General features: G+C 73.4%; 19 protein-coding genes and 2 pseudogenes. 6 read left to right on the top strand and 15 right to left on the bottom strand.

Going from position 1 to position 23,035, the window contains the following annotated elements; translation table 11 throughout:
• Positions 1 to 128: 128 nt before the first annotated feature.
• Complete coding sequence (locus VE614_RS09650; protein ID WP_324934726.1) at positions 129 to 680, top strand: putative glycolipid-binding domain-containing protein; 552 nt, start codon at positions 129 to 131, stop codon at positions 678 to 680.
• A gap of 304 nt (positions 681 to 984) precedes the next feature.
• Here the strand turns inward: VE614_RS09650 and VE614_RS09645 are convergent, their stop codons facing one another.
• Entirely contained in the window at positions 985 to 2,625 is a 1,641-nt protein-coding gene (locus VE614_RS09645) for an ABC-F family ATP-binding cassette domain-containing protein (RefSeq protein WP_324934724.1), read from the bottom strand.
• A gap of 47 nt (positions 2,626 to 2,672) precedes the next feature.
• The gene (locus tag VE614_RS09640) at positions 2,673 to 3,698 is read right to left on the bottom strand and encodes an oxidoreductase (protein WP_324934723.1); all 1,026 of its coding nucleotides are present in this window, start codon (positions 3,696 to 3,698) and stop codon (positions 2,673 to 2,675) included.
• A 66-nt stretch (positions 3,699 to 3,764) separates the two neighbouring features.
• Between VE614_RS09640 and VE614_RS09635 the strand changes: the two genes are divergently transcribed.
• Positions 3,765 to 4,724 carry an FAD-dependent oxidoreductase gene (locus VE614_RS09635; RefSeq protein ID WP_324934721.1) on the top strand — a complete coding sequence of 320 codons (960 nt, stop codon included), beginning with the start codon at positions 3,765 to 3,767 and terminating at the stop codon, positions 4,722 to 4,724.
• 69 nt (positions 4,725 to 4,793) lie between these two features.
• Here the strand turns inward: VE614_RS09635 and VE614_RS09630 are convergent, their stop codons facing one another.
• Positions 4,794 to 6,734: a Xaa-Pro dipeptidyl-peptidase gene (locus VE614_RS09630; RefSeq protein ID WP_324934719.1), complete on the bottom strand. Its 1,941-nt coding sequence runs from the start codon at positions 6,732 to 6,734 to the stop codon at positions 4,794 to 4,796.
• A gap of 222 nt (positions 6,735 to 6,956) precedes the next feature.
• On the opposite strand from VE614_RS09630, the gene VE614_RS09625 reads away from it, so the two are divergent.
• Positions 6,957 to 8,474, top strand: a complete 1,518-nt coding sequence (locus VE614_RS09625; RefSeq protein ID WP_324934717.1) for a M1 family metallopeptidase — start codon at positions 6,957 to 6,959, stop codon at positions 8,472 to 8,474.
• Here VE614_RS09625 and VE614_RS09620 read toward each other — a convergent pair.
• The 3 genes and pseudogenes from VE614_RS09620 to VE614_RS09610 all read right to left on the bottom strand — a co-directional run bounded on the left by VE614_RS09620 (position 8,471) and on the right by VE614_RS09610 (position 11,094).
• Complete coding sequence (locus tag VE614_RS09620; protein ID WP_324934715.1) at positions 8,471 to 9,403, bottom strand: PfkB family carbohydrate kinase; 933 nt, start codon at positions 9,401 to 9,403, stop codon at positions 8,471 to 8,473. The two genes, VE614_RS09625 and VE614_RS09620, sit on opposite strands and share 4 nt — an antisense overlap.
• Positions 9,400 to 9,519, bottom strand: a pseudogene (locus VE614_RS09615) (Appr-1-p processing protein); the annotation flags it as partial. The gene VE614_RS09620 and the pseudogene VE614_RS09615, both read right to left, overlap by 4 nt.
• 108 nt (positions 9,520 to 9,627) lie before the next feature.
• Positions 9,628 to 11,094, bottom strand: coding sequence for an amino acid permease (locus tag VE614_RS09610; protein WP_324934713.1), 1,467 nt, complete (start codon positions 11,092 to 11,094; stop codon positions 9,628 to 9,630).
• Positions 11,095 to 11,342: 248 nt separating this feature from the next.
• Here VE614_RS09610 and VE614_RS09605 point away from each other — a divergent pair, with 248 nt between their 5' ends.
• Positions 11,343 to 12,059, top strand: coding sequence for a MerR family transcriptional regulator (locus VE614_RS09605; protein WP_324934711.1), 717 nt, complete (start codon positions 11,343 to 11,345; stop codon positions 12,057 to 12,059).
• Between the two features lie 21 nt (positions 12,060 to 12,080).
• Here VE614_RS09605 and VE614_RS09600 read toward each other — a convergent pair whose 3' ends face one another.
• The 4 genes from VE614_RS09600 to VE614_RS09585 form a co-directional block, all read right to left on the bottom strand.
• Positions 12,081 to 14,252 (bottom strand): 3-hydroxyacyl-CoA dehydrogenase NAD-binding domain-containing protein, encoded by a 2,172-nt coding sequence (locus tag VE614_RS09600; RefSeq protein ID WP_324934709.1) that lies wholly within the window; start codon positions 14,250 to 14,252, stop codon positions 12,081 to 12,083.
• 41 nt (positions 14,253 to 14,293) lie between these two features.
• Positions 14,294 to 15,508: an acetyl-CoA C-acetyltransferase gene (locus VE614_RS09595; RefSeq protein WP_324934707.1), complete on the bottom strand. Its 1,215-nt coding sequence runs from the start codon at positions 15,506 to 15,508 to the stop codon at positions 14,294 to 14,296.
• Complete coding sequence (locus VE614_RS09590; protein ID WP_324934705.1) at positions 15,505 to 16,770, bottom strand: CaiB/BaiF CoA-transferase family protein; 1,266 nt, start codon at positions 16,768 to 16,770, stop codon at positions 15,505 to 15,507. The genes VE614_RS09595 and VE614_RS09590 overlap by 4 nt, the downstream gene beginning before the upstream one ends.
• A 125-nt stretch (positions 16,771 to 16,895) precedes the next feature.
• Positions 16,896 to 17,276 carry an MmcQ/YjbR family DNA-binding protein gene (locus tag VE614_RS09585; protein WP_324934703.1) on the bottom strand — a complete coding sequence of 127 codons (381 nt, stop codon included), beginning with the start codon at positions 17,274 to 17,276 and terminating at the stop codon, positions 16,896 to 16,898.
• Positions 17,277 to 17,378: 102 nt separating this feature from the next.
• Between VE614_RS09585 and VE614_RS09580 the strand changes: the two genes are divergently transcribed.
• Positions 17,379 to 18,557, top strand: a complete 1,179-nt coding sequence (locus VE614_RS09580; protein WP_324934701.1) for a saccharopine dehydrogenase family protein — start codon at positions 17,379 to 17,381, stop codon at positions 18,555 to 18,557.
• A gap of 89 nt (positions 18,558 to 18,646) precedes the next feature.
• Here the strand turns inward: VE614_RS09580 and mmpA are convergent, their stop codons facing one another.
• The 4 genes from mmpA to VE614_RS09560 form a co-directional block, all read right to left on the bottom strand.
• Entirely contained in the window at positions 18,647 to 18,793 is a 147-nt protein-coding gene (mmpA, locus tag VE614_RS09575) for a morphogenic membrane protein MmpA (RefSeq protein WP_324934699.1), read from the bottom strand.
• A gap of 61 nt (positions 18,794 to 18,854) precedes the next feature.
• Positions 18,855 to 19,544, bottom strand: coding sequence for an endonuclease V (locus VE614_RS09570; RefSeq protein ID WP_324934697.1), 690 nt, complete (start codon positions 19,542 to 19,544; stop codon positions 18,855 to 18,857).
• Positions 19,545 to 19,595: 51 nt separating this feature from the next.
• Positions 19,596 to 19,919: a plasmid stabilization protein gene (locus VE614_RS09565; RefSeq protein ID WP_324934695.1), complete on the bottom strand. Its 324-nt coding sequence runs from the start codon at positions 19,917 to 19,919 to the stop codon at positions 19,596 to 19,598.
• 70 nt (positions 19,920 to 19,989) lie between these two features.
• Complete coding sequence (locus VE614_RS09560) at positions 19,990 to 21,054, bottom strand: oxidoreductase (protein WP_324934693.1); 1,065 nt, start codon at positions 21,052 to 21,054, stop codon at positions 19,990 to 19,992.
• A gap of 435 nt (positions 21,055 to 21,489) precedes the next feature.
• On the opposite strand from VE614_RS09560, the gene VE614_RS09555 reads away from it, so the two are divergent.
• On the top strand, positions 21,490 to 21,906 hold the full coding sequence (locus tag VE614_RS09555) for an SsgA family sporulation/cell division regulator (RefSeq protein WP_324934691.1): 417 nt from the start codon (positions 21,490 to 21,492) through the stop codon (positions 21,904 to 21,906).
• On the opposite strand, the pseudogene VE614_RS09550 reads toward VE614_RS09555, so the two are convergent.
• Positions 21,903 to 22,777, bottom strand: a pseudogene (locus VE614_RS09550) (isocitrate lyase/PEP mutase family protein). The gene VE614_RS09555 and the pseudogene VE614_RS09550 overlap by 4 nt on opposite strands.
• Between the last annotated feature and the right edge of the window lie 258 nt (positions 22,778 to 23,035).

The raw sequence follows: 23,035 nt of genomic DNA, 5'->3' as shown, positions 1-23,035 counted from the left end.
GGCGCGATGGCGGACGCCCTGCGCCGCGCGGGTCTGCTCGACCCGAAGAAGGGCGGCAGGCGCTGAGCCCCGCGGGCCCCGGCGCGGCCGTGCCGGGGCCCGCGCCCGCTCGCCCCTAGGCTGACATCATGACCATTGCACGGGTACTGACCTGGGAGGTCACGGCGAGCCGGGGTTACGAGACCGCCTGGGCCGAGCTGACCGGGGACGCGCTGCGGGCCCGCGGCCGGGCGGTCGGCACCGTCCCGGAGCCGTACTGGCTCACGTACGAGCTGGACTCCGCGGACGGCTTCGTCACCCGGCGGCTGACGGTGACCGTCGAGACCGCCGACCGCACCCGCGCCCTCGATCTGCGGCACGACGGCCACGGCCGCTGGACCGCCGACGGGCGGCCGCTGCCGGACGTCGACGGTGCCCTCGACTGCGACCTGGGCCTGTGCCCGCTGACCAACACCCTGCCGGTGCTGCGCCACGGACTGCACCGGGCGGGCGGCGAGCGGGAGTTCCTGATGGCGTGGGTGTCGGTGCCGGATCTGGCGGTGCGGCCCTCACCGCAGACGTACGCCCCGCTCGGCGGCGGTCGCGTCCGCTACTCCTCGGGTACCTTCCGCAGCGACGTCCTGTTCGACGCGGACGGCTTCGTGGCCGACTATCCGGAGCTGGCGACGCGGCTCGGCTGAGGGGCTGCGCCGAACGCGGCGACAGCGGGGTCCGCCTCGGGACGGCCGCGCTGGCCGCGGCCCCGCTGACCCCCGTCGCCCGGCCGCCGCCCACCCGTGGCCCGGGCCCCACTCCGGCCCGGCGCTGCGCCGGCAGTCGCGGGCCCCGGTCAGCGCGCCCGGCGGGTCGCCCGGGGTCAGCGCCACGAGATGCGCGAGCCGTATCCGCACGGCTGTGCGGTGGACCCGCCCGCGCCGGTTTCGTGCCCCGCAGGAGGACTTCGTCCGCGCCCCGCCGCGCGACGAACGCTGCGGCCTGTCGGGCCTAGCGCTCGGTGACCTTGCCGGCCGCGACCTCCAGGCGGCGGGTCACCCGCACCGCGTCGAGCATGCGGCGGTCGTGGGTGACCAGCAGGAGGGTGCCCGTGTAGGCGTCGAGGGCCGACTCCAGCTGCTCGATGGCGGGCAGGTCGAGATGGTTCGTCGGTTCGTCGAGGACGAGCAGGTTGACGCCGCGGCCCTGGAGGAGGGCGAGGGCGGCACGGGTGCGTTCGCCCGGGGAGAGGGTCGCGGCCGGGCGCAGCACGTGGTCCGACTTCAGGCCGAACTTGGCCAGCAGGGTGCGGACCTCGGCCGGCTCGGTGTCGGGGACGGCCGCGCCGAACGCGTCCAGCAGCGCTTCCGGGCCGTGGAACAGCTTGCGGGCCTGGTCGACCTCGCCGACCAGGACGCCGGAGCCGAGGGCCGCGTGCCCGGCGTCGAGCGGGACCCGGCCGAGCAGAGCGGCGAGCAGCGTCGACTTGCCCGCGCCGTTGGCGCCGGTGACCGCGACACGGTCGGCCCAGTCGATCTGGAGGGTGACCGGGCCGAGCGCGAAGTCGCCGCGCCGCACCTCGGCGTCCCGCAAGGAGGCCACAACCGCTCCGGAGCGCGGGGCGGAGGCGATCTCCATGCGCAGCTCCCACTCCTTGCGGGGCTCCTCGACCACGTCCAGGCGCTCGATCATGCGCTGTGTCTGGCGAGCCTTCGCGGCCTGCTTCTCGCTGGCCTCGCTGCGGAACTTGCGGCCGATCTTGTCGTTGTCGCCGGCCGCCTTGCGGCGGGCGTTCTTCACGCCCTTGTCCATCCAGGCGCGCTGCATCTGGGCGCGGTCCTGGAGGGCGGTTCGCTTGTCGGCGTACTCCTCGTAGTCATCGCGGGCGTGCCGACGGGCCACCTCGCGCTCCTCCAGGTAGGCCGCGTAGCCGCCGCCGTAGAGGTTGATCTGCCGCTGCGCCAGGTCGAGTTCGAGGACCTTGGTGACGGTGCGGGTGAGGAACTCGCGGTCGTGGCTGACGACGACGGTGCCCGCGCGCAGGCCGCCGACGAAGCGTTCGAGGCGTTCCAGGCCGTCCAGGTCGAGGTCGTTGGTGGGCTCGTCGAGGAGGAAGACGTCGTAGCGGGACAGCAGGAGGGAGGCGAGGCCCGCGCGAGCGGCCTGGCCGCCGGACAGGGACGTCATCGGCTGGTCGAGGCCGACCGCGAGCCCGAGGGAGTCGGCGACCTCCTCGGCGCGCTCGTCGAGGTCGGCGCCGCCGAGTCCGAGCCAGCGCTCCAGGCTCACCGCGTAGGCGTCGTCCGCGCCCGGCCGCCCCTCGACCAGACCCTCGGTGGCCTCGTCCATCGCCCGCTGGGCGGCGGCCACGCCGGTGCGGCGGGCCAGGAACTCCCGCACGCTCTCGCCCGGCCGGCGCTCCGGTTCCTGCGGCAGATGACCGACGGCCGCGGTGGGCGGGGAGAGCCGCAGCTCGCCCTGCTCGGGGGTGTCGAGCCCGGCGAGCAGGCGCAGCAGGGTGGACTTTCCGGCGCCGTTGGCACCGACCAGACCGATCACGTCCCCGGGGGCGACGACGAGGTCGAGACCGGTGAACAGCGAGCGGTCGCCGTGGCCGGCGGCGAGGTTCTTGGCGACGAGGGTGGCAGTCATCAGACCGCCGATCCTAGCGGCCGCCCTTGCCGTCCCTCACCGTGGTTTCACCGCCCCATCGCCTCCACCAGCACGCTTCCGGTCGTACGGGCGACGAGGAAGGATTCGCCCTTCACGGCCTTCGCGTCCAGGGGGATGCGGTGGCGGCCCGGTGCGAGGACGCCGTCGAAGAGTTCGTGGGTGTGGGTGCGGTGGAGGCGGTCGAGGCGGTAGGCGGTGAGGACGACCCGGCAGGGGGAGGTGACCTCGACGTCCGCCTCGCCGTCGGCGGCGGCCAGCCGGGTGAGGCGGCGCCGCTCGACGGGGCTGTGGTCGAGTGCGTGTTCTATCCGGGCGACGAGCAGCGGCACGATCGGGGCGAGGCCGTCGACGTAGGTCACCTCCACCCCGGCGCGTTCGAAGGCGCGGCGGACCGCTGCGCGTGCCTCGGGGCCGACCGCGCGGCCGAAGGCGACGGCGCCGTAGCGGCGCAGTTCCTCGTCGGGCACCTGGTCGGTGTCGTGGGCGATGTCCGCGCCGATGCCGATGGTGCGCAGGGCGGCGGCGAGCTTGGCGAGCAGGGAGACCCGGGCGCCGATCAGCAGGACGCGGCGGCGGGTGGTGCCGGGGTCGGCGCCGTCGAGCAGGGAGCGCAGCGCCGAGCGGTACTCCTCGCCGTGGAAGCGGAACGGCCCTATGCCGTGGTAGCCGTTGAGTTCCAGGTCGGCCCGTTCCTCGGTCTGCCAGGCGAAGTCCCGCCACACGTAGTCGTCGCCGTCGCGTTCGATGACGGCGGTGACCGCGCCGCACCCCAGGTCGGCGCACTCGGGGCAGCCGTAGACGACGTACCGTCCGTCGGGCAGCGGTGCCTCGGCCTCCAGCAGCAGGGCGCGCACCTGCTCGGTGAAGATGGCGGGCGGCACGTCGGCGGCGAGCGGGGAGACGGCGTCCAGGTCGGACAGCCGGAAGAGCAGGGGGCGTCCGTCGACGATGAAGTCGACGAAGTCCCGGTGCACCTGGTACGCGCCGTCCGCGAGGACGCCTCCGGCGCGCATCGCCGGTGCCAGGCCAAAGGTCGCATACGCGGCAGACATGCTGTGAGTATCCCCAGTCCGGCACGGCCCTGAGCGCGGCATGACACATTCCGCTACCGTCCCCGCGTGGACAGTGACGTGGGAGACGACGTGGTCGTCGTGGGGGGCGGGGTCATCGGGCTGACGACGGCCGTGGTGCTCGCCGAGCGCGGCCGGCGGGTCCGGCTGTGGACGCGGGAGCCCGCCGAGCGGACCACCTCGGCCGTTGCCGGTGCCCTGTGGTGGCCGTACCGGATCCGGCCGGTCGCGGCGGCGCGGGCCTGGGCGCTGCGCTCGCTCCAGGTGTACGAGGAGCTGGCCCGGCGGCCGGGGACGACCGGGGTACGGATGGTCGAAGGGGTACTGGGCGAGACGGATCTGGACGAGGTGGGCGGCTGGGCGGCGGCGCGGCTGCCCGGACTGCGGGCGGCCGCTGCGGACGAGTACGCCGGGACGGGGCTGTGGGCGCGGCTGCCGCTGCTCGACATGACGGCTCATCTGCCGTGGCTGCGGGAGCGGTTGCGGGCGGCGGGCGGGGTGGTCGAGGAACGGGCGGTCGCCGCGCTCGCCGAGGCCGACGCGCCGGTGGTGGTCAACTGCACGGGGCTGGGCGCCCGTGCGCTCGTGCCGGATCCGGCGGTGCGGCCGGTGCGGGGGCAGCTGGTCGTGGTGGAGAACCCGGGCATCCGCACCTGGATGGTCTCCACCGGCCCCGATGGGGAGCCGGCGTACTTCTTCCCGCAGCCCGGCCGCCTCGTGCTGGGCGGCACGGCCGAGGAGGACGTGTGGACGGCGGAGCCGGATCCCGCCGTGGCGGAGGCGATCGTACGGCGGTGCGCGGCGCTGCGGCCGGAGATCGCCGGGGCGCGGGTGCTGGCGCACCGGGTGGGGCTGCGGCCCGCGCGGGACGCGGTGCGGCTGGAGCGGGAGACACTGCCGGACGGGCGGCTGGTGGTGCACAACTACGGCCACGGCGGCGCGGGCGTCACCGTGGCCTGGGGGTGTGCGGAGGAGGCGGCGGGGCTGGCCGGCGCCCTCTCCGCCTAGGGCCCGTCCGGCCATTGCCGTCGTCCGCCCGGAGCGGGCGGGAATGGCCGGACAGGGCCTGGCGGGTGGTTACGGCACGGGGTGCGCGGGGCCCGGTTCGCGGACGCCGTCGAGCGGGGCGGCCTCGGGCGTGGTGGTCGCCGTGCCGGCGGTGGCGCGGGCGAAGGCGGTCGCGCCGCCCACGAACGGGACCCGCGCGGAGGTGCGGGCCAGGTCGAGGGTGAGGGTCGGGGTGGTGGGCGGGGGCTCGATGAGGTCCTGGTCGGTGCCCGCGACGATCAGCGCCAGGCGGTGGCCCTTCGGCACGACGTGGTCGGTGGCGGCCAGATCGAGGGTGATCGTGTACGGCGCGCCGGGGGTGAGCGGCGTGCCGGTGGCGGAGGCGTGGTTGCCGAGGTCGGCCCAGCCGCGGCTGACGATCGTGTAGTCGACGTCGGCCGTCCGCGCCGTCGTCTCCTTGAAGCAGGCGCTGTCGCCGGTGGTGCTCGCGCCCCAGCAGGTGCGGTCGGTGAGGGTGGTGATGCCCTCACCGGCGGCGGCGTAGTCGCGGATGGTGTCGGGGCCGAGGTCGACCAGGACGGCGCTGAGGTGGGCGCTGGTGGTGCTGGGGGTCGCGGTGACGGTCACCTTGGAGGAGCCGGACAGGCGCAGGTCGCGGGTGAGCGGCGCGGTGGTGAAGCCCGCCTTGTCGGGGGTGGGCTGGTCGACGCGGGACGCCCAGTCGGTCTCGTCGTGCTGCGGGTCGTCGGTGAAGGTCTCGGTGCCGGTGCCGGGGCGCAGACCGAGGGTGCCGACGCCGTCGAGGGCGCCCTCGGCGGGCCGCAGGGTGGCCGTCCCGGTGCCCCGCGGCGGCCACACGGAGGAGGTCACCCACTCGTCGGGCGCGCGTTCGATGTCGGCCATGGGCTCGTCGTCGATGCCGTTGTCGTAGCCGAGGAGTTCGTGGTCGAACCAGCGGTGCAGGGTGTCGACCCAGGTGGCGCGCCGGAAGTCGAAGGGGTCGACGTGACCGACCTGGGAGAGCCAGATCTTGCGCTCGACGCCGTTCTTCGCGAGCGCGTCCCACCACTGGCCGAAGTGCTTGGCGCGGACGTTGAGGTCCTGCATGCCGTGGATGACGAAGACGCTGGCCTCGACACGGTCGGCGTGGCGGACGTAGTCGCGCTCGGTCCACAGCGGGGTCCAGTCGCCGGTGCGCGGGGCGCCGTCGACGATGCGCTGCTGGACGGCGGCGCAACGGGCACGGGCCTCGGGGCTCTCGACGCGGTACGCCAGCCCGTCGGGGCCGGAGTCGAACAGCGGGGCGCCCTTGGCGAAGTAGTAGTCGTACCAGGAGGAGATGGCGCCGATCGGGACGATGGTCTCCAGGCCCTCGACGCCGGTGGCGGCGACACCGTTGGCGATGGTGCCGTCGTAGCTCTTGCCGATCATGCCGGTCCTGCCGTTGGTCCACGTCGCCTTGGCCCGGGTGGTGCCGGTGCGCGTGGTGTACGCCTTGGCGCGGCCGTTCAGCCAGTCGACGACGGCCTTCGCGGACTGGATGTCGGAGCGGCCGCCGACGTCCACACAGCCGTCGGAGCGGTTGGTCCCGGCGAGGTCGACGCCGACGACGGCGTAACCGCGCGGGACGAAGTAGTTGTCGTAGAACAGCGGCATCTGGACGACGTTCCCGGCCGCGTCGTAGGTCTTCTTCTGGCTCTCGTTGCCGCGCCCGCAGCACGAGTAGTACGGGCTGGCGTCCATGATGACCGGCACCTTGCGGCCCTGCCGGGCGGCCTCGCGCGGGCGGACGATGTCCACGGCGACGCGGTCGGTGCGTCCGTCGCCGTCGCCGTCGAGGCCGGTGTCGACCCAGACGGCTTCCCGGACGGCCTGGTCGTAGGAGTGGACGGGCCGGCTGGCGCGGGGTGTGGCCTGGGCCGTGGCGGGGGTGAGGAGGCCGGCCACCAGGGCGGCGGTGGCCGCCGTCGCGAGCGGTCTCCAGATGGTGAAGCGCGTGCGTATCGGCATGCGGCGGACGCTACCCCGGTCAACTCCCGCGCAGAAGGGGGCGGATGGCGTGTCGTCCGGGGCGCGGGCGGCGGCCGGGTGGCCGAAAGACGCCGCTGCGGCGAGCGTGATCGTGACGGCCGGATGGCGATCATGTGACAGCAGTGGCCATGGACATGTCCGGGGTCACCGGGCCTGAATAGGCTCCGAACAGACTTTCCGCACCTAGGACTTGGAGCTGACGTGCACCGCAGAATCACCGCGCCGGGCGCGCTGGCCGCGGCCTCCCTCCTGCTGGCGATCCCGGCATCGGCCGCGAGCCACTCCCCCGGCGCACCGGGCATCGGCGACCCCTACTACCCGGCGTACGGCAACGGCGGCTACGACGTCTCCCACTACGACCTCCGGCTGAAGTACCAGCCCGTCACCGACCGGCTGGAGGGCACGGCCACCCTCCTCGCCCGCACCACCCAGGACCTGTCGAGGTTCAACCTGGACTTCCTGCTCGACGTGAGCGAGGTCCGGGTCAACGGCGCCCTCGCCACGTTCAGGGCGTCCGGCGAGCACGAGCTGGAGATCACGCCCAAGACCCCGCTCGGCAAGGGCACCGCCGTCACCGTCGTGGTCCGCTACAGCGGGGTGCCGTCGCAGCAGCGGGCGTACGGCTTCACCAGCTGGCACCGCACCCCGGACGGCGGGGTCGCGGCGAACGAGCCCGAGGCCGCCTGGTGGTGGTTCCCCAGCAACGACCACCCGCTGGACAAGGCCACCTACGACGTGTCCGTGCAGGTGCCGGACGGCACCCAGGCCATCTCCAACGGCACCCTCCAGTCGACGAGTTCACGGCTCGGCTGGACCCGGTACAACTGGCGGTCCAGCAAGCCGCAGGCGACATATCTGGCCACGCTGGCCGTGGGCCGGTTCGACGTCACCACCGGGAAGACCGAGAGCGGCATCCCGGTGATCAACGCCTACAGCAAGGACCTCGGCGACAACTACGGTGCCGCGCGGGCGAGCGTGGAGCGGACCGGGGAGATCGCCGACTGGCTGACCGAATACTTCGGGCCGTATCCGTACAACGCGCTCGGCGGGTACGTGCCGAACGTCGGCACCGGGTACGCGCTGGAGACCCAGACCCGGCCGTTCTACAGCCCGCGGCAGTTCGCGAACGGCGCCAACACCTCGGTCGTGGTGCACGAGCTGGCCCACCAGTGGTACGGCGACTCGGTGTCCGTCGCCGCGTGGCGGGACATCTGGATCAACGAGGGCTTCGCGCGGTACGCGCAGTGGCTGTGGTCCGAGCACGAGGGCGAGGGCACGGCGCAGGAGATCGCCGACTACGTGTACGCCTCCCGGCCGGCCGACGACCCCTTCTGGAGCGTCAAGCCCGGGGACCCGGGCCCTGAGCACCAGTTCGACATCGCCGTCTACGACCGCGGCGCGCTGACCCTCCAGGCGCTGCGCAACGAGATCGGCGACGAGGACTTCTTCACGTTGCTCAAGGGCTGGCCGCAGCGGTACGCCCACGGCAACGCCACGGTCGCCGACTTCCGGCGGTACGCGGAGGAGGTCTCCGGGAAGCCGCTGGCGGGTCTGTTCGACACCTGGCTGTACCAGCCGTCGAAGCCGAGCGTGACGGCGGCGCGGGACGCGTGGATCGCGGCCCGCGCCGCGAAGGCTCCCGCACAGCCCAGGTCATGGAAGAAGATCGCGGCGACGAACACCGTCCACGACCACGGGGAGGAGCGGCACGGCCACTAGGCACCGGTGACCGGCGCCGCCCCTTCCGGCTCGGCCGCCGCCCGCGCCAGCAGGGTCTCCCGGTCGATCGCGTCGACCTGCGTGGACGGCACCGTGCAGGCGTGGGCGCCCGCCAGCGCGCCGTAGCGGGCGCACCGCCGGGGCGGCTCGCCGTTCAGGAAGCCGAAGAGGAAGGCGGCGGCGAAGGCGTCGCCCGCGCCGTTGGAGTCCACCACCGGCGCGGGGGGCGCCGCCGGCGGCACCGGGGTCAGTTCACCGTCGGCCAGCAGATGCGCGCCCTCCGCGCCGGCGGTGGCGACGACCACCCGGGCCCGGCCCCGCTCGGCGATGCGGCGCAGGGTGCGCTCGGGGTGGGTGAGCCGGGCGGCGGAGAGGAAGACGACGTCCGCGGCGAGGGCGAACGGCTCGTGGTACGGGTTCTCGCCGTCCCAGTCGTGCAGGTCGGTGGAGATCGTCACACCGGTCTCGCGCAGGGCGGGCAGGGCGTGGGCGCACGGCTGGGTGATGGAGACATGCGCGTGGCGGCTGCGCCCGGCCAGTTCGCGGACGGTGGCCTCGGGCAGCCGGTCGCCGGGCCCGCCGCGGCTGCTGTCGTACAGGGACAGCCGCCGCCCGTCGGGACCGACCAGGTTGACGGCTCGCTTGGTGCCCGCGGGCTGCGGGATCGCGGTGAGCGCGATGCCCCGCTCGTCGTGCAGGGCCCGCACGAGGTCGCCCTCGGGGTCGTCGCCGAGGAAGTCGAGGTGGTGGGTGCGCAGGCCCAGGGCGGTCAGGCCGAGGGACATGAAGTCGCCGGTCTGGCCCGCGCGGGTGCGGATCCCGTCCGGGATCATGTAGCTGTCGGCGTACGGGAGCGGCAGCTCCGGTACGTGGACGATGGTGTCCACACCCGCGCCGCCCAGCACGAGTACATCGGTGTCGCGGCTCAACTCCGGCCCTCCCCATGGTCGTACACCGTCACCGGAACGCTCCGCCGCACCAGCCGCTCACTGATCAGCGGCTCCACACGGCACCATGTGCCCCCGGTCACGCCGCACCCTAGCCGCTCCGCTCGGGAAGGCCGGCCCCTCTCGCGCCGGTGGCGTCACCCCGGACCCCTGCGATCCGGCCTGACGCCACCGTGGGCGATGCCACTGACAGTGGCTCTGAGCTGCTACTTCGTGAGCTTGGTCAGTTCCTGGTCGGCTGTCTTGGAGACGCGGCGGCGGATGGCGAACCACCCGGTGACGAGGGCGAGGGCGATGAGGGGGATGAGGAGGAGGGTCTTGCGGCCGACCTCGGGGTCGTTCCACATCATGCCGAGGCAGACCAGCAGGAAGGCGACCGTGGCGATCTCGGTGACCGGGCTGCCGGGGAGCCGGAACGACGGCCGCTGGACCAGGCCCGCCTTGGCGCGGCGGACGAAGATCAGGTGGCAGATCATGATGATCACCCAGGTGCTGATGATGCCGAGAGAGGCCACGTTCAGCACGATCTCGAAGGCCTGGTGCGGCATCACGAAGTTCAGGCCGACGCCGAGCACGCACACCGCGCAGGTCAGCAGGATGCCGCCGTAGGGCACCTGGCTGCGGTTCATCCGGGCCGTGAACTTGGGCGCCGAGCCCGCCATGGCCATGGAGCGCAGGATGCGGCCGGTGGAGTACAGGCCGGAGTTCAGGGACGACATCGCGGCGGTGAGGACCACCAGGTTCATCACGTCGCCCGCGGCCGGGACGCCGATCCTCGACAGGACGGTGACGAAGGGGCTCTCGTCGGCCGAGTAGACCGAGCCGGGCAGCAGCAGGGCCAGCAGGACGACCGAGCCGACGTAGAACAGGCCCACGCGCCACATGATCGAGTTCACCGCGCGCGGGACGACCTTCTCCGGCTCGGCGGTCTCGCCCGCGGCGACACCGACCAGCTCCAGCGCCGCGTAGGCGAAGATCACGCCCTGCATGACGAGGACGACCGGCATCATGCCGTGCGGGAAGACGCCGCCGTTGTCGGTGATCACGCTCAGACCGGGCGTCTGGCCGCCGACCTCGTGCTGGGTGGCCAGCAGGAAGATGCCGACGAACATGAAGGCGACGAGGGTCGCGACCTTGATGATCGCGAACCAGAACTCCATCTCGCCGAAGATCTTCACCGAGATCAGGTTCACCGCCAGGACCACCGCCAGGGCGATCAGGGCGAGCACCCACTGCGGGATGTCGGTGAAGGCGCTCCAGTAGTGCGTGTAGAGCGCGATCGCGGTGATGTCGGCGATACCGGTCGTCGACCAGTTCAGGAAGTACATCCAGCCGGCGACATAGGCGCCCTTCTCGCCGAGGAACTCGCGCGCGTACGACACGAACGAGCCGGAGGACGGCCGGTACAGGACCAGCTCGCCGAGGGCCCGGACGACGAAGAAGGCGAAGATTCCACAGACCAGATAGGCCAGCGCGAGCGCGGGGCCCGCGTTGTGGAGGCGGCCGCCGGCGCCGAGGAAGAGTCCGGTGCCGATGGCGCCGCCGATGGCGATCATGTTGACGTGGCGGGCCTTGAGGTCCTTGCTGTAACCGGCGTCGCCCGCGTCCGCGGGCGTCCGGGTCGCCTCGGGGTGCGCGGCGACCTGTGCCGTGTCCACGGCGTCCTTGCTCACGGGTGGTTCCACTCTCTGGTGCGCCCCGGGCGGTGTACCGACCGGGGTGTCCGTACGTGACTCGGCCCGCACCATCCTGGGTGTCGCGGCACAGACCAGGGCAGCACCTTCCCACAGGGAATCCGTCACATGCGGTGACTCAGGTCACAGAGCGTTACTTCTCACAGGTTCCCCGGGGAATCACCGGCGGATCACGGGCGGATCACCGGAGGTTTCACACGTCTGGTGAGACAGCGATACTGCTGCACATGACAAGCCACGCCGAGGAGCCCTCCCTCACCGTCGACGAGCTGGCCGCGCGGGCCGGTGTCACGGTGCGGACGGTGCGCTTCTACAGCACCCGGGGCCTGCTGCCGCCGCCGGTGATCGGCCCGCGCCGGGTCGGGCACTACGGCAGGGAGCACCTGGCCCGCCTCGCGCTCATCGAGGAGCTGCAGCACCAGGGGATGACGCTGGCGGGCATCGAGCGCTATCTGCGGCAGCTTCCGCCGGACCTGAGCGACCGGGACCTGGCCATCCACCGCGCGGTGGTGGCGTCCTGGGCGCCGGACACCGTGGAGACGGTGACCCGGGAAGAGCTGGCCCGACGGGCGGGGCGCGCGTTGGAGGACGACGAGGTGGACCGGCTGGCCGCGATGGACGTCGTACGGCCGGACGGCGACGGGTACCGCGTCGATCTCGCTCTGCTGCGGCTCGGGGTCCGGCTGCTGGACGTGCCGATGTCCCAGGAGGCGATCCTGGCGGCGCGCAAGGTGTTCATCGAGCACTCGCGCGCCGCCGCTCACGAGCTGTCGCAGCTCTTCCGGGACGAGGTGTCGGAGCGTGACGTGCGGGACGTGCGGTCCCTGTCGGCGCACATGCAGCCGCTGGTGGTGCAGGCTCTGCTGACCACCTTCCAGCGGTCGCTGAGGGAGGAGCTGGGCGAGTGGCTCACCCGGCCGGACGTCCGCCCCGACACCGCGTGAGCCGCTCGGCGGCCGTCTCCGCTAGTCGCTGAAGCGCTCGCCCTTCTCCGCCTTCTCCACCAGCAGCGCCGGGGGCGTGAACCGCTCGCCGTAGCGCTCGGCCAGCTCCCGCGCGCGGGCCACGAAGCCGGGCAGGCCACCCTCGTAGCCGTTGATGTACTGGAGCACGCCGCCGGTCCAGCCCGGGAAGCCGATGCCGAGGACGGAGCCGATGTTGGCGTCGGCGACGGACGTCAGGACGCCCTCCTCCAGCAGCCGGACGGTGTCCAGTGCCTCGGCGAAGAGCATGCGCTCCTGCATGTCCTCGAACGGGATCGTGTGCCCGGGCTTGCCGAAGTGCTCGCGCAGGCCCGGCCACAGACCGGCGCGCTTGCCGTTGTCGTCGTAGTCGTAGAAACCGGCGCCGCCGCTGCGGCCGGTGCGGCCGAACTCGTCGACCATGCGGTCGATGACGGCCTCCGCCGGGTGCGCGGTCCAGGTGCCGCCCGCCTCCTCGACGGCCCGCTTCGTCTCGTTGCGGATCTTGCGCGGCAGGGTCAGCGTCAGCTCGTCCATCAGGGACAGCACCTTGGCCGGGTAGCCCGCCTGGGCGGCCGCCTGCTCCACCGACGCGGGCTCGATGCCCTCGCCGACCATGGCCACGCCCTCGTTGATGAAGTGGCCGATCACGCGGGAGGTGAAGAAGCCGCGCGAGTCGTTGACGACGATCGGCGTCTTGCCGATCTGCCGGACCAGGTCGAAGGCGCGGGCCAGCGCCTCCTCGCCGGTGCGCTCGCCCTTGATGATCTCGACGAGCGGCATCTTGTCGACCGGGGAGAAGAAGTGCAGCCCGATGAAGTCGGTCTGGCGCTGCACGCCCTCGGCGAGCGCGGTGATCGGCAGGGTGGAGGTGTTGGAGCACAGCAGCGCGTCCGGCGCGACGATCTGCTCGATCTCCTGGAACACCTTGTGCTTGAGCGCGGTGTCCTCGAAGACGGCCTCGATGACCGCGTCGCAGCCGGCCAGGTCCTGCACGTCGGCGGTGGGCGTGATGCGGGCGAGCAGCGCGTCGGCCTTCTCCTGGGTGGTACGGCCCCGGGAGACGGCCTTGGCGCACAGCTTCTCGGAGTAGCCCTTGCCCTTGAGGGCGGCCTCCAGGGAGACGTCCTTCAGGACGACGTCGATGCCCGCGCGGGCGCAGGAGTAGGCGATGCCCGCGCCCATCATCCCGGCGCCGAGCACGGCGACCCGGCGGACCTGGCGCGGGGCGGTGCCCTTGGGCCGGTTGGCGCCGGAGTTGACGGCCTGAAGGTCGAAGAAGAACGCCTGGATCATGTTCTTCGAGATCTGCCCGGCCGCCAGTTCCACGAAGTAGCGGGCCTCGATGACCTGGGCGGTCTCGAAGTCGACCTGGGACCCCTCGACGGCCGCCGCGAGGATGTTGCGCGGGGCCGGGTAGGGGGCGCCGCCGGTCTGCTTGCGCAGGTTGGCGGGGAAGGCGGGCAGGTTGGCCGCGAACTTGGGGTGGGCGGGGGTGCCGCCGGGGATGCGGTAGCCGGGCACGTCCCAGGGCTGCTGCGACTCGGGGTGGGCGTCGATGAAGGCGCGGGCCTTGGCGAGCATGTCCTCCCGGGTCTCGGCCACCTCGTGCACCAGGCCGTTCTCCTGGGCGCGCCGCGGGCTGTACTGGGTGCCCTGGAGCAGCACCTTCAGCAGCGCGTCGGCGATGCCGAGCAGCCGGACGGTGCGGACGACACCGCCTCCACCGGGGAGCAGGCCGAGGGTGACCTCCGGGCAGCCGATCTTGGAGCCGGGGGCGTCCAGCGCGATCCGGTGGTGGCAGGCGAGGGCGATCTCGAAGCCGCCACCGAGGGCCGCGCCGTTCAGCGCGGCGACGACCGGCTTGCCGAGGGTCTCGATGCGGCGCAGGTTCCGCTTGATCGCCATGCCGCCGTCGAACAGCTCCTGCGCGGTCTCCGGGGTGACCCGGATCAGGTCGCGCAGGTCGCCGCCCGCGAAGAAGGTCTTCTTGGCGGAGGTGAGGATGATGCCGCGGAGGGAGTCCTTCTCGGCCTCCAGACGGTCGGTGATCGCCGCCAGGGAGTCCCGGAACGCCTGGTTCATGGTGTTCGCGGACTGGTCAGGGTCGTCGAGGACCAGGGTGACGATTCCGGTGTCGTCCTGTTCCCAGCGGATCGTGGTGCTCTCGGTCATGACAGGGGCCTCCGTAGAAGTCTGAGGGGTCCGCGGGGAGTTCAGAGGCGTTCGACGATGGTGGCGATGCCCATGCCGCCGCCGACGCACAGGGTGGCCAGGCCGTACCGCTTGTCCTGGCGCTCCAGTTCGTCGACGAGGGTTCCGAGGATCATCGCGCCGGTGGCGCCGAGCGGATGGCCGAGGGCGATGGCGCCGCCGTTGACGTTGACCTTGTCCAGGGACAGGCCCATGTCCTTCACGAAGCGCAGCACGACCGCGGCGAAGGCCTCGTTGATCTCGACGAGGTCGATGTCGTCGATGGTCAGGCCCGCCTTGGCGAGCGCCTTGCGGGTGGCGGGGGCGGGGCCGGTGAGCATGATGGTGGGCTCGGAGCCGGAGACGGCGGCGGAGACGATCCGCGCGCGCGGGGTGAGGCCGTAGCGCTCGCCGACCTCCTGGGAGCCGATGGCGACCAGGGCGGCGCCGTCCACGATGCCGGAGGAGTTGCCCGCGTGGTGGACGTGGTCGATCTTCTCCACCCAGTGGTACTTCTGCAGCGCCACGGCGTCGAAGCCGCCGAGGTCGCCGATGTCGGCGAAGGACGGCTTGAGCTTCGCGAGGGAGTCGGCGGTGGTGCCGGGCCGCAGGTGCTCGTCGTGGTCGAGGACGACCAGGCCGCTGCGGTCCGTCACGGGGACCACGGACCGCTCGAAACGGCCCTCCTTCCAGGCGGCGGCCGCCCGCTCCTGGGACAGGGCCGCGTATTCGTCGACGTCGCGTCGGGAGAAGCCCTCGATGGTGGCGATCAGGTCGGCGCCGATGCCCTGCGGCACGAAGTTGGTGGCGAGGTTGGTCATCGGGTCGTTGAACCAGGCGCCGCCGTCCGAGGCCATCGGCACCCGGGACATCGACTCCACCCCGCCGGCCAGGACCAGGTCCTCCCAGCCCGAACGGACCTTTGCGGCGGCCAGGTTGACCGCCTCCAGGCCGGAGGCACAGAAGCGGTTCTCCTGCACTCCGGCGACCGTGTCGGGCAGGCCCGCGGCGATCGCGGCGATCCGGGCGATGTCGGAGCCCTGGTCGCCGACCGGGCCGACCACGCCGAGCACGATGTCGTCGACGGCCGCCGGATCCAGGCCGGGGAAGCGGGCGCGGATCTCGTGGATGAGCCCGACGACCAGGTCGATGGGCTTCGTGCCGTGCAGGGCGCCGTTCGCCTTGCCGCGGCCGCGCGGGGTGCGGATCGCGTCGTACACGTACGCTTCGGTGCTCACGAGGAGGCCTTTCGCTGAGGGTTCGGGGGCTCGGAGGCGGCCGGCGAGGAAGGCTGCCGGGGCTCGGGCCCGGTCGGCGAGGAGGGTTGCCGGGGCTCGGAGGCGGCCGGCGGGGAGCCGAGCCCGGGTATGTCCCAGTCGCGGGCCACGGTGTCGGCGTCGGCGCCCGGCCGGGCCGGGCCGGTGCGGACCGCCGTGGGGGTCGCGGAGAAGCGGGGGGCCGGCGCGGGCTGGGTGATGCCGCCGTGGCCGGTGAACGTGGAGCGGGCGGCGAGGTGCGGGTGGTGCGGCGCCTCGCGCAGGGACAGCACGGGGGCCACACACGCGTCGGAGCCCTCGAAGACGGCCGTCCACTCGTCGCGGGTACGGGACTTGAAGCGGGCGGCGATCGCCTCGCGCAGCTCCGGCCAGCGGGCGAGGTCGGCGCGGGCCGGCACCTGTTCGGGGATGCCGAGGAGCGTCATGAACGCGTCGTAGAACTGCGGCTCCAGCGCGCCCACGGCCATGTACTGCCCGTCGGCGGTCTCGTACGTGCCGTAGAAGGGGCAGCCGCCGTCGAGGAGGTTGGCGTGGCGGCGGTCCTGCCAGCCGTCGGCGGCGAGCATGCCGTGGATCATCGCGGAGAGGTGGGCGGTGCCGTCCACGATGGCGGCGTCGACGACCTGTCCGGTGCCGGTGGCGCGGGCGTGGTGCAGGGCGGCGAGGACGCCGACGGCGAGATAGAGGGAGCCGCCCGCGTAGTCGCCGAGCAGGTTGGCGGGGACGGGTGGGGGTTCGCCAGGGCTGCCGATCATGCCGAGGGTGCCGGTGAGCGCGATGTAGGCGATGTCGTGGCCCGCGCGGTGGGCGAGGGGCCCCTGCTGGCCCCAGCCCGTCATCCGGCCGTAGACGAGCCGCGGGTTGCGGGCGTGGCAGGCCTCGGGGCCGACGCCGAGCCGTTCGGCGACGCCGGGGCGGTAGCCCTCGATGAGGATGTCGGCGCGCGCGGCCAGGTCGAGGACCCGCGCGGGGCCGTCGGGGGCCTTGAGGTCGACGATCACCGAGCGCTTGTTGCGGTTGGTGACGTCGAAGTCCGGGTCGATCGCCAGCCCGGGGCCGCCGGGGCGGTCCACTCGGACCACGTCGGCGCCGAGGTCGGCGAGGAGCATGGCGGCGAAGGGTCCCGGGCCGATCCCCGCCAGCTCGACCACGCGGACGCCGGTGAGCGGTCCGTGGGCCGGTCCGCGTGCCGGACCGTGTGCCGGCGTCCTCGCCGTGGTCATCCCGCCCCCTCGCTGTGACACAACCGATGTAACACCGGTGATGGTAAGAACAGGTTCCAGTCCGCACAAGGCCTGAACGAGCAAGCGCTTAGCCATTTTCGGCCGGAGCCCCTGACTGCCGGGACTCAGCGCGCGTCCAGGTCCGCTATCAGCCGCTTCGGGGCGATCGCCCGATAACTCTCCTCCACCCAGTCGCACAGCAGCTCAGCCGACGGGGCACCGTCGGGCTCCAGCGGGACGCTGACCCAGCCCGCCTTGCCGAGGCCGTACCCGGCGGGTTCGGCACCCGGGACGGTCAGCGCGTGCGCGTGGGCGGTGTCGTCGGTGAGCTTGACGGTCACGCCCAGGGGATAACTGCCGTCGTCGACGCCGAGGAAGACGAACACCTTCTTGTTGACCTTGGCGACGGACTCGCCCCAGGGGAACTCCTCGGCGGCACCGGGCAGGCCCAGGGCGAACTCGCGTACTTTCGCCCACTTCTTCAGGGCGCTCGCGGCCACCGCCATGGTCCACCTCCGGGCTCGTCGTCGGGCTCCGCACTGCTCACGCTAGCCTCAGCCACCGACAGCGGCACGGGCTGCGAGGCTCGACGGTGAGCGAGAGGTGTCATGACCAGGCTGAACAGGGCGGACCGCCCGTACGACATCGTGCTCTTCGGAGCGACCGGCTTCGTCGGGACACTCACCGCGGAGTACCTGGCCGCGCACGCGCCCGGGGGACTGCGCTGGGCGATCGCCGGGCGCGGCGAGACCGAGCTGCGGCGGCTGCGCGAACGGCTGCCCGGCGGCGCGGACATCGGAGTGCTGGTGGCGGACGTCACCGATCCCGCCTCGCTGCGCCGGCTCGCCGAGCACGCGCGCGTGGTGGCCACGACGGTCGGCCCGTACGTGACGTACGGCGAGGAGCTGGTCGCGGCCTGCGCGGACACCGGCGCGGACTATCTCGACCTGACCGGCGAGCCGGAGTTCGTGGACCTGATGTACGTCCGGCACGACGCCCGCGCGCGGGAGACCGGCGCGCGGCTGGTGCACGCCTGCGGATTCGACTCGGTGCCGCACGACCTGGGCGTCTACTTCACGGTCCGGCAGCTGCCGGAGGGCGTGCCGCTGCGGGTGGACGGGTTCGTCACCGCGGACGCGTCCTTCTCCGGCGGCACGTTCGCCTCCGCGCTGAACCAGTTCGCCCGCGGCCGGCAGCTGGTGGCCGCCGCCCGGGACCGCCGCCGGCACGAGCCGCGGCTGGTCGGCCGGCGGGCGACGACTCCGGCGGGCGCTCCACGGTTCGCCCCCGAGGTCGGGGCCTGGGCGCTGCCGCTGCCCACCATCGACCCGCAGATCGTGGGCCGCTCGGCGAAGGCCCTGGAGCGGTACGGCCCCGACTTCCGCTACCGCCACTACGCGGCCGTGCGGCGGCTGCCGGTCGCGGTGGGCGGCGTGGCGGCCGTCGGCGCGCTGTTCGCGGCGGCCCAGCTGCCCCCCGCGCGGCGCTGGCTCTCCGGCCGGCTCAAGCCCGGCGACGGGCCGAGCGCCGAGAAGCGGGCGCGCAGCTGGTTCTCGCTGCGGTTCGTCGGCGAGGGCGGTGGCCGACGGGTGCTCACGGAGGTCTCGGGCGGCGATCCGGGCTACGACGAGACCGCGAAGATCTTCGCCGAGGCGGCGCTCTCCCTCGCCCTCGACGACCTGCCGCCGACGGCCGGTCAGGTCACCACGGCGGTCGCCATGGGCGACGCCCTGACCGAGCGGCTGCGCGCGGCGGGGATCACATTCCGGGTGGCGGCGCGCCGGTGACCGGCGGGCACGCCTTCCGCCATGCCTCCCGGGGGCCGCGCGGCACATGCGGGCACCTTCCAAGTACCGCTGCCCCTGCCGCGCCGCCTCTACATCGGCCACTCCACCACCGTGTAGATCATCCCGGCGATCCAGGCGAGCGCCGCGAGCGTGGCGAGGACCAGCGCGGCCGTCACGGCACGCTCGACGGGGCGGTGCGGGTCGGTGAGGGGCTCCGGGGCCCGGTGCGAGGTCATGCGGCCAGCCTGCCGATCACGGCCCCGGGGGCGCATCCGTACGGGTACTCAGTCACCGTACTCAGGCGGTCGCCGCCCGCAGGGCTTGTCGGCACAGGGCGTCCGCCCGGCGGGTGGTCTCGGGGAGGCGGTACTCGGGAGTGAGGGCCAGGGTGTGCGCGCACGCGTTGTCGAGGCTCACGCGGTGGCCGACGGAGACGAAGACCGGCTTGACGTTCTCGCGGGTGCGCAGGGCGCGGCCGACCTCCTCGTCGCCCGCGCGGAGGGGGGCCGACGCACCGCGCGGGGCGCCCGGTTCGTCGTAGGCGAAAGTGAAGGGGTTCTTGGCGACGCCGATCGTGGGGTGCCCGGTCAGGACGCCGAGGTGACTGGCGAGGCCGAAGCGGCGCGGGTGGGCGAGGCCGTAGCCGTCGCAGACCACCAGGCCGGGCGGGCACGGGAGGGCGTCGAGGGCGGCAAGGACGGTGGGGATCTCCCGGAAGGCGAGGAGGCCGGGCACGTACGGGAAGGAGATCCGGCCGACGGCCGTGGCCTTCGCGACGACCTCGCGGGTCGCCGCGTCCAGGACGACGGCCGCCGCCGCGACCACGTCCCGCTCGTCGTCGTAGGCGACGTCCACTCCGGTGACGTGTCCGGTGCCGGGCGGCGGCCCCGGTTCGTCCAGCACCACTCGGCTCCGCAGCTCGTCCTGGACGGCGCGGGCCTCTTCCTCGGTCGCGGGCCAGCCCGCGGGAATGCGTACGGTCGTCATGGTGGGGACGAGCGTACGGGGCCGGCCGCCCGCGCGGGCCGGCGGTGCGGCTCACTTGCCGAGCGCGCGCTGCAACTGCTGCTTGTTCATGTCCGAACGGCCCTGGATGTTGCGCTTCTTGGCCTCCTGGTACAGCTGGTCGTAGGTGGGGCCCTGGGAGCCCTTCCCGGAGCGCTGGCCGCCCCGCTGGGACGACGACATGTCCTGGGTGGAGGTGCGGCTGGCCGTCTTGGACTCGCCGGCGCGGGCGCGTTCCTTGTTCACCGTGCGGGCCGCCATCTCCTTGGCCCGGCCGGTGCTCTCGCCGCGCTCCTCGGCGCTCTGCTTGATGTGCTCGTACTGGCGCTCCCGTTTGGAGCTCGAACCGCGAGGCATGTCCGCTCACTTCCTTTCACGATCAGTGAACGGGTACCCACATTGCCAACAAACAGGGTGTCCCGCGCGCTCACTGCTCCAGGCGTGCCACGCGGCCCTTCTCCCCGGCGGCCCAACAACCCCGGTCCGGCGCGCAGTCCACGGTGTCGTACGAGCCGCTGTCCACGGTGCGCCAGGTCCGGCCGGCGTCCGTGGTGAGGTCGGTGCCGGTGGGGCCGACGGCGAGGGCGGCGGCGCGGTGGTGCGGGAGCCAGGCGACGCCGGAGCGGTAGGCGGGCGGGGGTGTGGCGGCGGGGCGCCAGGTCCGGCCGCCGTCGCCGGTGCGCGCCGCCGCGCGGGGCGCGCTCTGGTCGGGGCGGTAGTCGCCGCCGACGGCGAGGCCGTGGGCGCGGTCGCGGAAGGCGAGGGCGAAGACGCCGCGGGCCGGGTCGCCGGCCGGGAGCGGGCTGTCGTTGGCCGTCCAGGTCAGGCCGCGGTCCCCGGAATGCAGCACACGCGCGCGTGCCGCCCCGCCGGTGGCGAGCCAGACGTCCCGCGGCCCTACGGTGACCAGGCACTGCCCGCTGGCGGCGAACCCGGCCTCGCCGTCCAGGGCGGGCGGCATGCCCGCGTCGGGCAGCACCCGCCAGGACCGGCCGCCGTCCCGGGTGGACAGGATGCGGAACCTCCCGTCCACCGGGTCGCTCATCGCCAGTCCGTGGCGTCGGTCGAAGAAGGCCATGCAGTCGTAGAAGGCGCGCGGGTCGGCGTTGCGGAAGGACTCCGTCCAGGTCACTCCGCCGTCGTCGGTGCGGTACACGCGTGAGGCCTCGCCCTCGCCGATGGCCAGCACCACGGCCCGGCGCGCGTCGAACGCCTCGATGTCCCGGAACTGGAGGTCGGCGGTGCCGGGCGGGGAGACGTTCCGCCAGTTCGCCCCGCCGTCGGTGGTGCGCAGGACCGTCCCGCCGGTGCCGGACACCCAGGCGACGTCCCGGCCCACGGCGGCCAGTCCCCGCAAGCGCGCCTCGGCGGTGCCGGTGTCCTTGAGGGCCCAGTGCGGGGTGCCGGGCCGAGGGCCGGGGAGCTGGGCCGGGGCGTCGGCCCGCGCGGGGACGGCCGTCAGCGCGGCGAGCGCCACCGCGGCGGCGATCACTCCTGCGGCCCGCCCCGCAGGTGCCAGACGCCCGGCCGGCACTGTCTGCCCCGTCTGCCACGTCTGCCCCGTCTGCCCCGTCTGCCCCTTCAGTGCCGTCGGTGTGTCCGGCGCCCTGCGCCCCGTCCGTCCCGTCGGAGCCCCGCGTCGCGTGTTCCCCCAGCGCCTCATGGCGGGCGAAGCTAGCGGACCTCCCGGGTCCCGTCCAGAGGACCTCCACGCGGGACCGACCCTGGCGGGCACGGGGGTCGATACGGGCAAAAGCCGCAGGTCATCCCACGAGACACATCCGTATGACTGAATCACGCCCGGGATGGAACACGGTGACGGAGGTCACTCGGCACGGGCATGCACGGACGCCCCGATTCCGACGTCTCTCCCAGTGCCCGGCCTCATCCCCGGAAGTCCGTCCGGCCGTCACAAGGGAGCAAGGCGTTGTCCACCGTCATCGAGCAGCCCGTCGAGGCCCGCCTCGTCGCCGCCGCGCCGCGGATGCCGAGCATCCCGGCCACGCTGTACTACGACCGGCGCGATCCGTTCGCCGTTCGGATGACCTTCCCGGCCCAGGCCACCCTGGAGGGCGTGGAGGTCTGCTGGACGTTCTCCCGCGAGCTCCTCGCCGCGGGCCAGGAGGGCCCCGAGGGCCAGGGAGACGTCCGCGTGCGGCCCTACGGCTACGACCGCACCGTCCTGGAGTTCCACGCCCCCGAGGGCACCGCCGTGGTGCACGTCCACTCGGCCGAGATACGCCGCTTCCTGGAGGCGACGCGCCGTCTGGTGCCGGAGGGTCTGGAGGACGCGCATCTGGACCTGGATCACGATCTGGCGGTGCTGATGCGGGACGCCTGCTAGGCCCTGCCCCCGAGGAGCGCGTTCAGCTCGCCGTAGTCGAGTCCGTCCGCCGGCGTGTCGTAGGTCCCCGCGTCCAGCAGCTCCCGCGCGGCGCGGCGGACCAGGGCGTGCGCGGCCTGGGCGAGGGTGGCGCACGGGCTCACCCGCGCGACGCCCAGCGCGGCCAGCTCGACGACGGGCGGCGCGCCGGGTCCGGCCATGACGTTCAGCGGCCCGTCGACGCCGTCGGCGAGCAGTTTCACCGTCCCCGGGTCGACGGCCGCGGGGACGAAGATCCCGTCGGCGCCCGCGGCGAGGAAGGCCGCGGCCCGCTCCAGCGTGGCGTCCACTCCCCCGGCGCCGCGCAGGAAGGTGTCCACGCGCGCGCGACGAAGAGCGGCACGCCGGCCTCGTCGGCCGCCGCGAGGGCGGCGGCGATCCGCTCGGCCCGCTCCGCCACCGGACGCAGCGGACCCCGGCCCGGCGCGTGCGGGGCGTCCCCGATGTTGATCCCGACGGCGCCCGCCGCGAGCACCGCGCGGACGGTGTCGGCGACGCCCGCCGCGTCCGCCGCGTAGCCGCTCTCGATGTCGGCGCTCACCGGCACCCCGACCGCGCTCGCGACGGCCGCGACGGCGGCCAGGGCCCGGTCGCGCTCCAGGCGGTCGCCGTCGGGCGTGCCCAGTTCCCAGGCGAGCCCGGCGCTGGTGGTGGCCACGGCGGCGGCACCGGCCTCCTCGCCGAGGCGGGCGCTGACGCGGTCCCAGGCGTTGGGCAGGACCAGCGGCCGGCCCGGGACGTGCAGGGACCGGAAGGCCAGGGCACGGTGGTGGAGGGGATACGGCTCACTCAACCAGCCCGCGCACGGGGCGGTCCGGCAGGAATCCGACATGGTCGTGAGGCTCATGGCCGTGCGGCCCGCGTCCGGCCCGATGCCCGCGTCCAAGTGCTCGGCGGGGACCGCGCGGGAAATCGGTTGACACTCCCCAGCCGCCCTCCTACGGTGTACAACGTTCCTGTTGCCGCCGATTGGAGAAGGACGTTGCTCGTCTGAGGTCCTGAGACACCACGCCACACGTCATCCGTGTGTGCGTCGCGTGCGACCTCGGCGTTCGAGCCGTCCTTGCGGAGCAGGGCTTCTTCCTTTTCT

The sequence above is a fragment of the Streptomyces sp. genome (assembly GCF_035645055.1).
Classification (GTDB): Bacteria; Actinomycetota; Actinomycetes; order Streptomycetales; family Streptomycetaceae; genus Streptomyces.
Note: the sequence above shows the minus strand (reverse complement) of the source record. Positions and strands in the feature narration are given on the sequence as shown.

Bases quoted from the DNA above. Each gene is read 5' to 3' on its own strand.
- VE614_RS09590 (WP_324934705.1), bottom strand. From the start codon at position 16,770: ATGACCACGGCGAGGACGCCGGCACACGGTCCGGCACGCGGACCGGCC.
- VE614_RS09585 (WP_324934703.1), bottom strand. From the start codon at position 17,276: ATGGCGGTGGCCGCGAGCGCCCTGAAGAAGTGGGCGAAAGTACGCGAG.
- VE614_RS09565 (WP_324934695.1), bottom strand. From the start codon at position 19,919: ATGCCTCGCGGTTCGAGCTCCAAACGGGAGCGCCAGTACGAGCACATC.
- VE614_RS09640 (WP_324934723.1), bottom strand. From the start codon at position 3,698: ATGTCTGCCGCGTATGCGACCTTTGGCCTGGCACCGGCGATGCGCGCC.
- VE614_RS09630 (WP_324934719.1), bottom strand. From the start codon at position 6,734: ATGCCGATACGCACGCGCTTCACCATCTGGAGACCGCTCGCGACGGCG.
- VE614_RS09570 (WP_324934697.1), bottom strand. From the start codon at position 19,544: ATGACGACCGTACGCATTCCCGCGGGCTGGCCCGCGACCGAGGAAGAG.
- VE614_RS09645 (WP_324934724.1), bottom strand. From the start codon at position 2,625: ATGACTGCCACCCTCGTCGCCAAGAACCTCGCCGCCGGCCACGGCGAC.
- VE614_RS09605 (WP_324934711.1), top strand. From the start codon at position 11,343: ATGACAAGCCACGCCGAGGAGCCCTCCCTCACCGTCGACGAGCTGGCC.
- mmpA (WP_324934699.1), bottom strand. From the start codon at position 18,793: ATGACCTCGCACCGGGCCCCGGAGCCCCTCACCGACCCGCACCGCCCC.
- VE614_RS09580 (WP_324934701.1), top strand. From the start codon at position 17,379: ATGACCAGGCTGAACAGGGCGGACCGCCCGTACGACATCGTGCTCTTC.
- VE614_RS09650 (WP_324934726.1), top strand. From the start codon at position 129: ATGACCATTGCACGGGTACTGACCTGGGAGGTCACGGCGAGCCGGGGT.
- VE614_RS09600 (WP_324934709.1), bottom strand. From the start codon at position 14,252: ATGACCGAGAGCACCACGATCCGCTGGGAACAGGACGACACCGGAATC.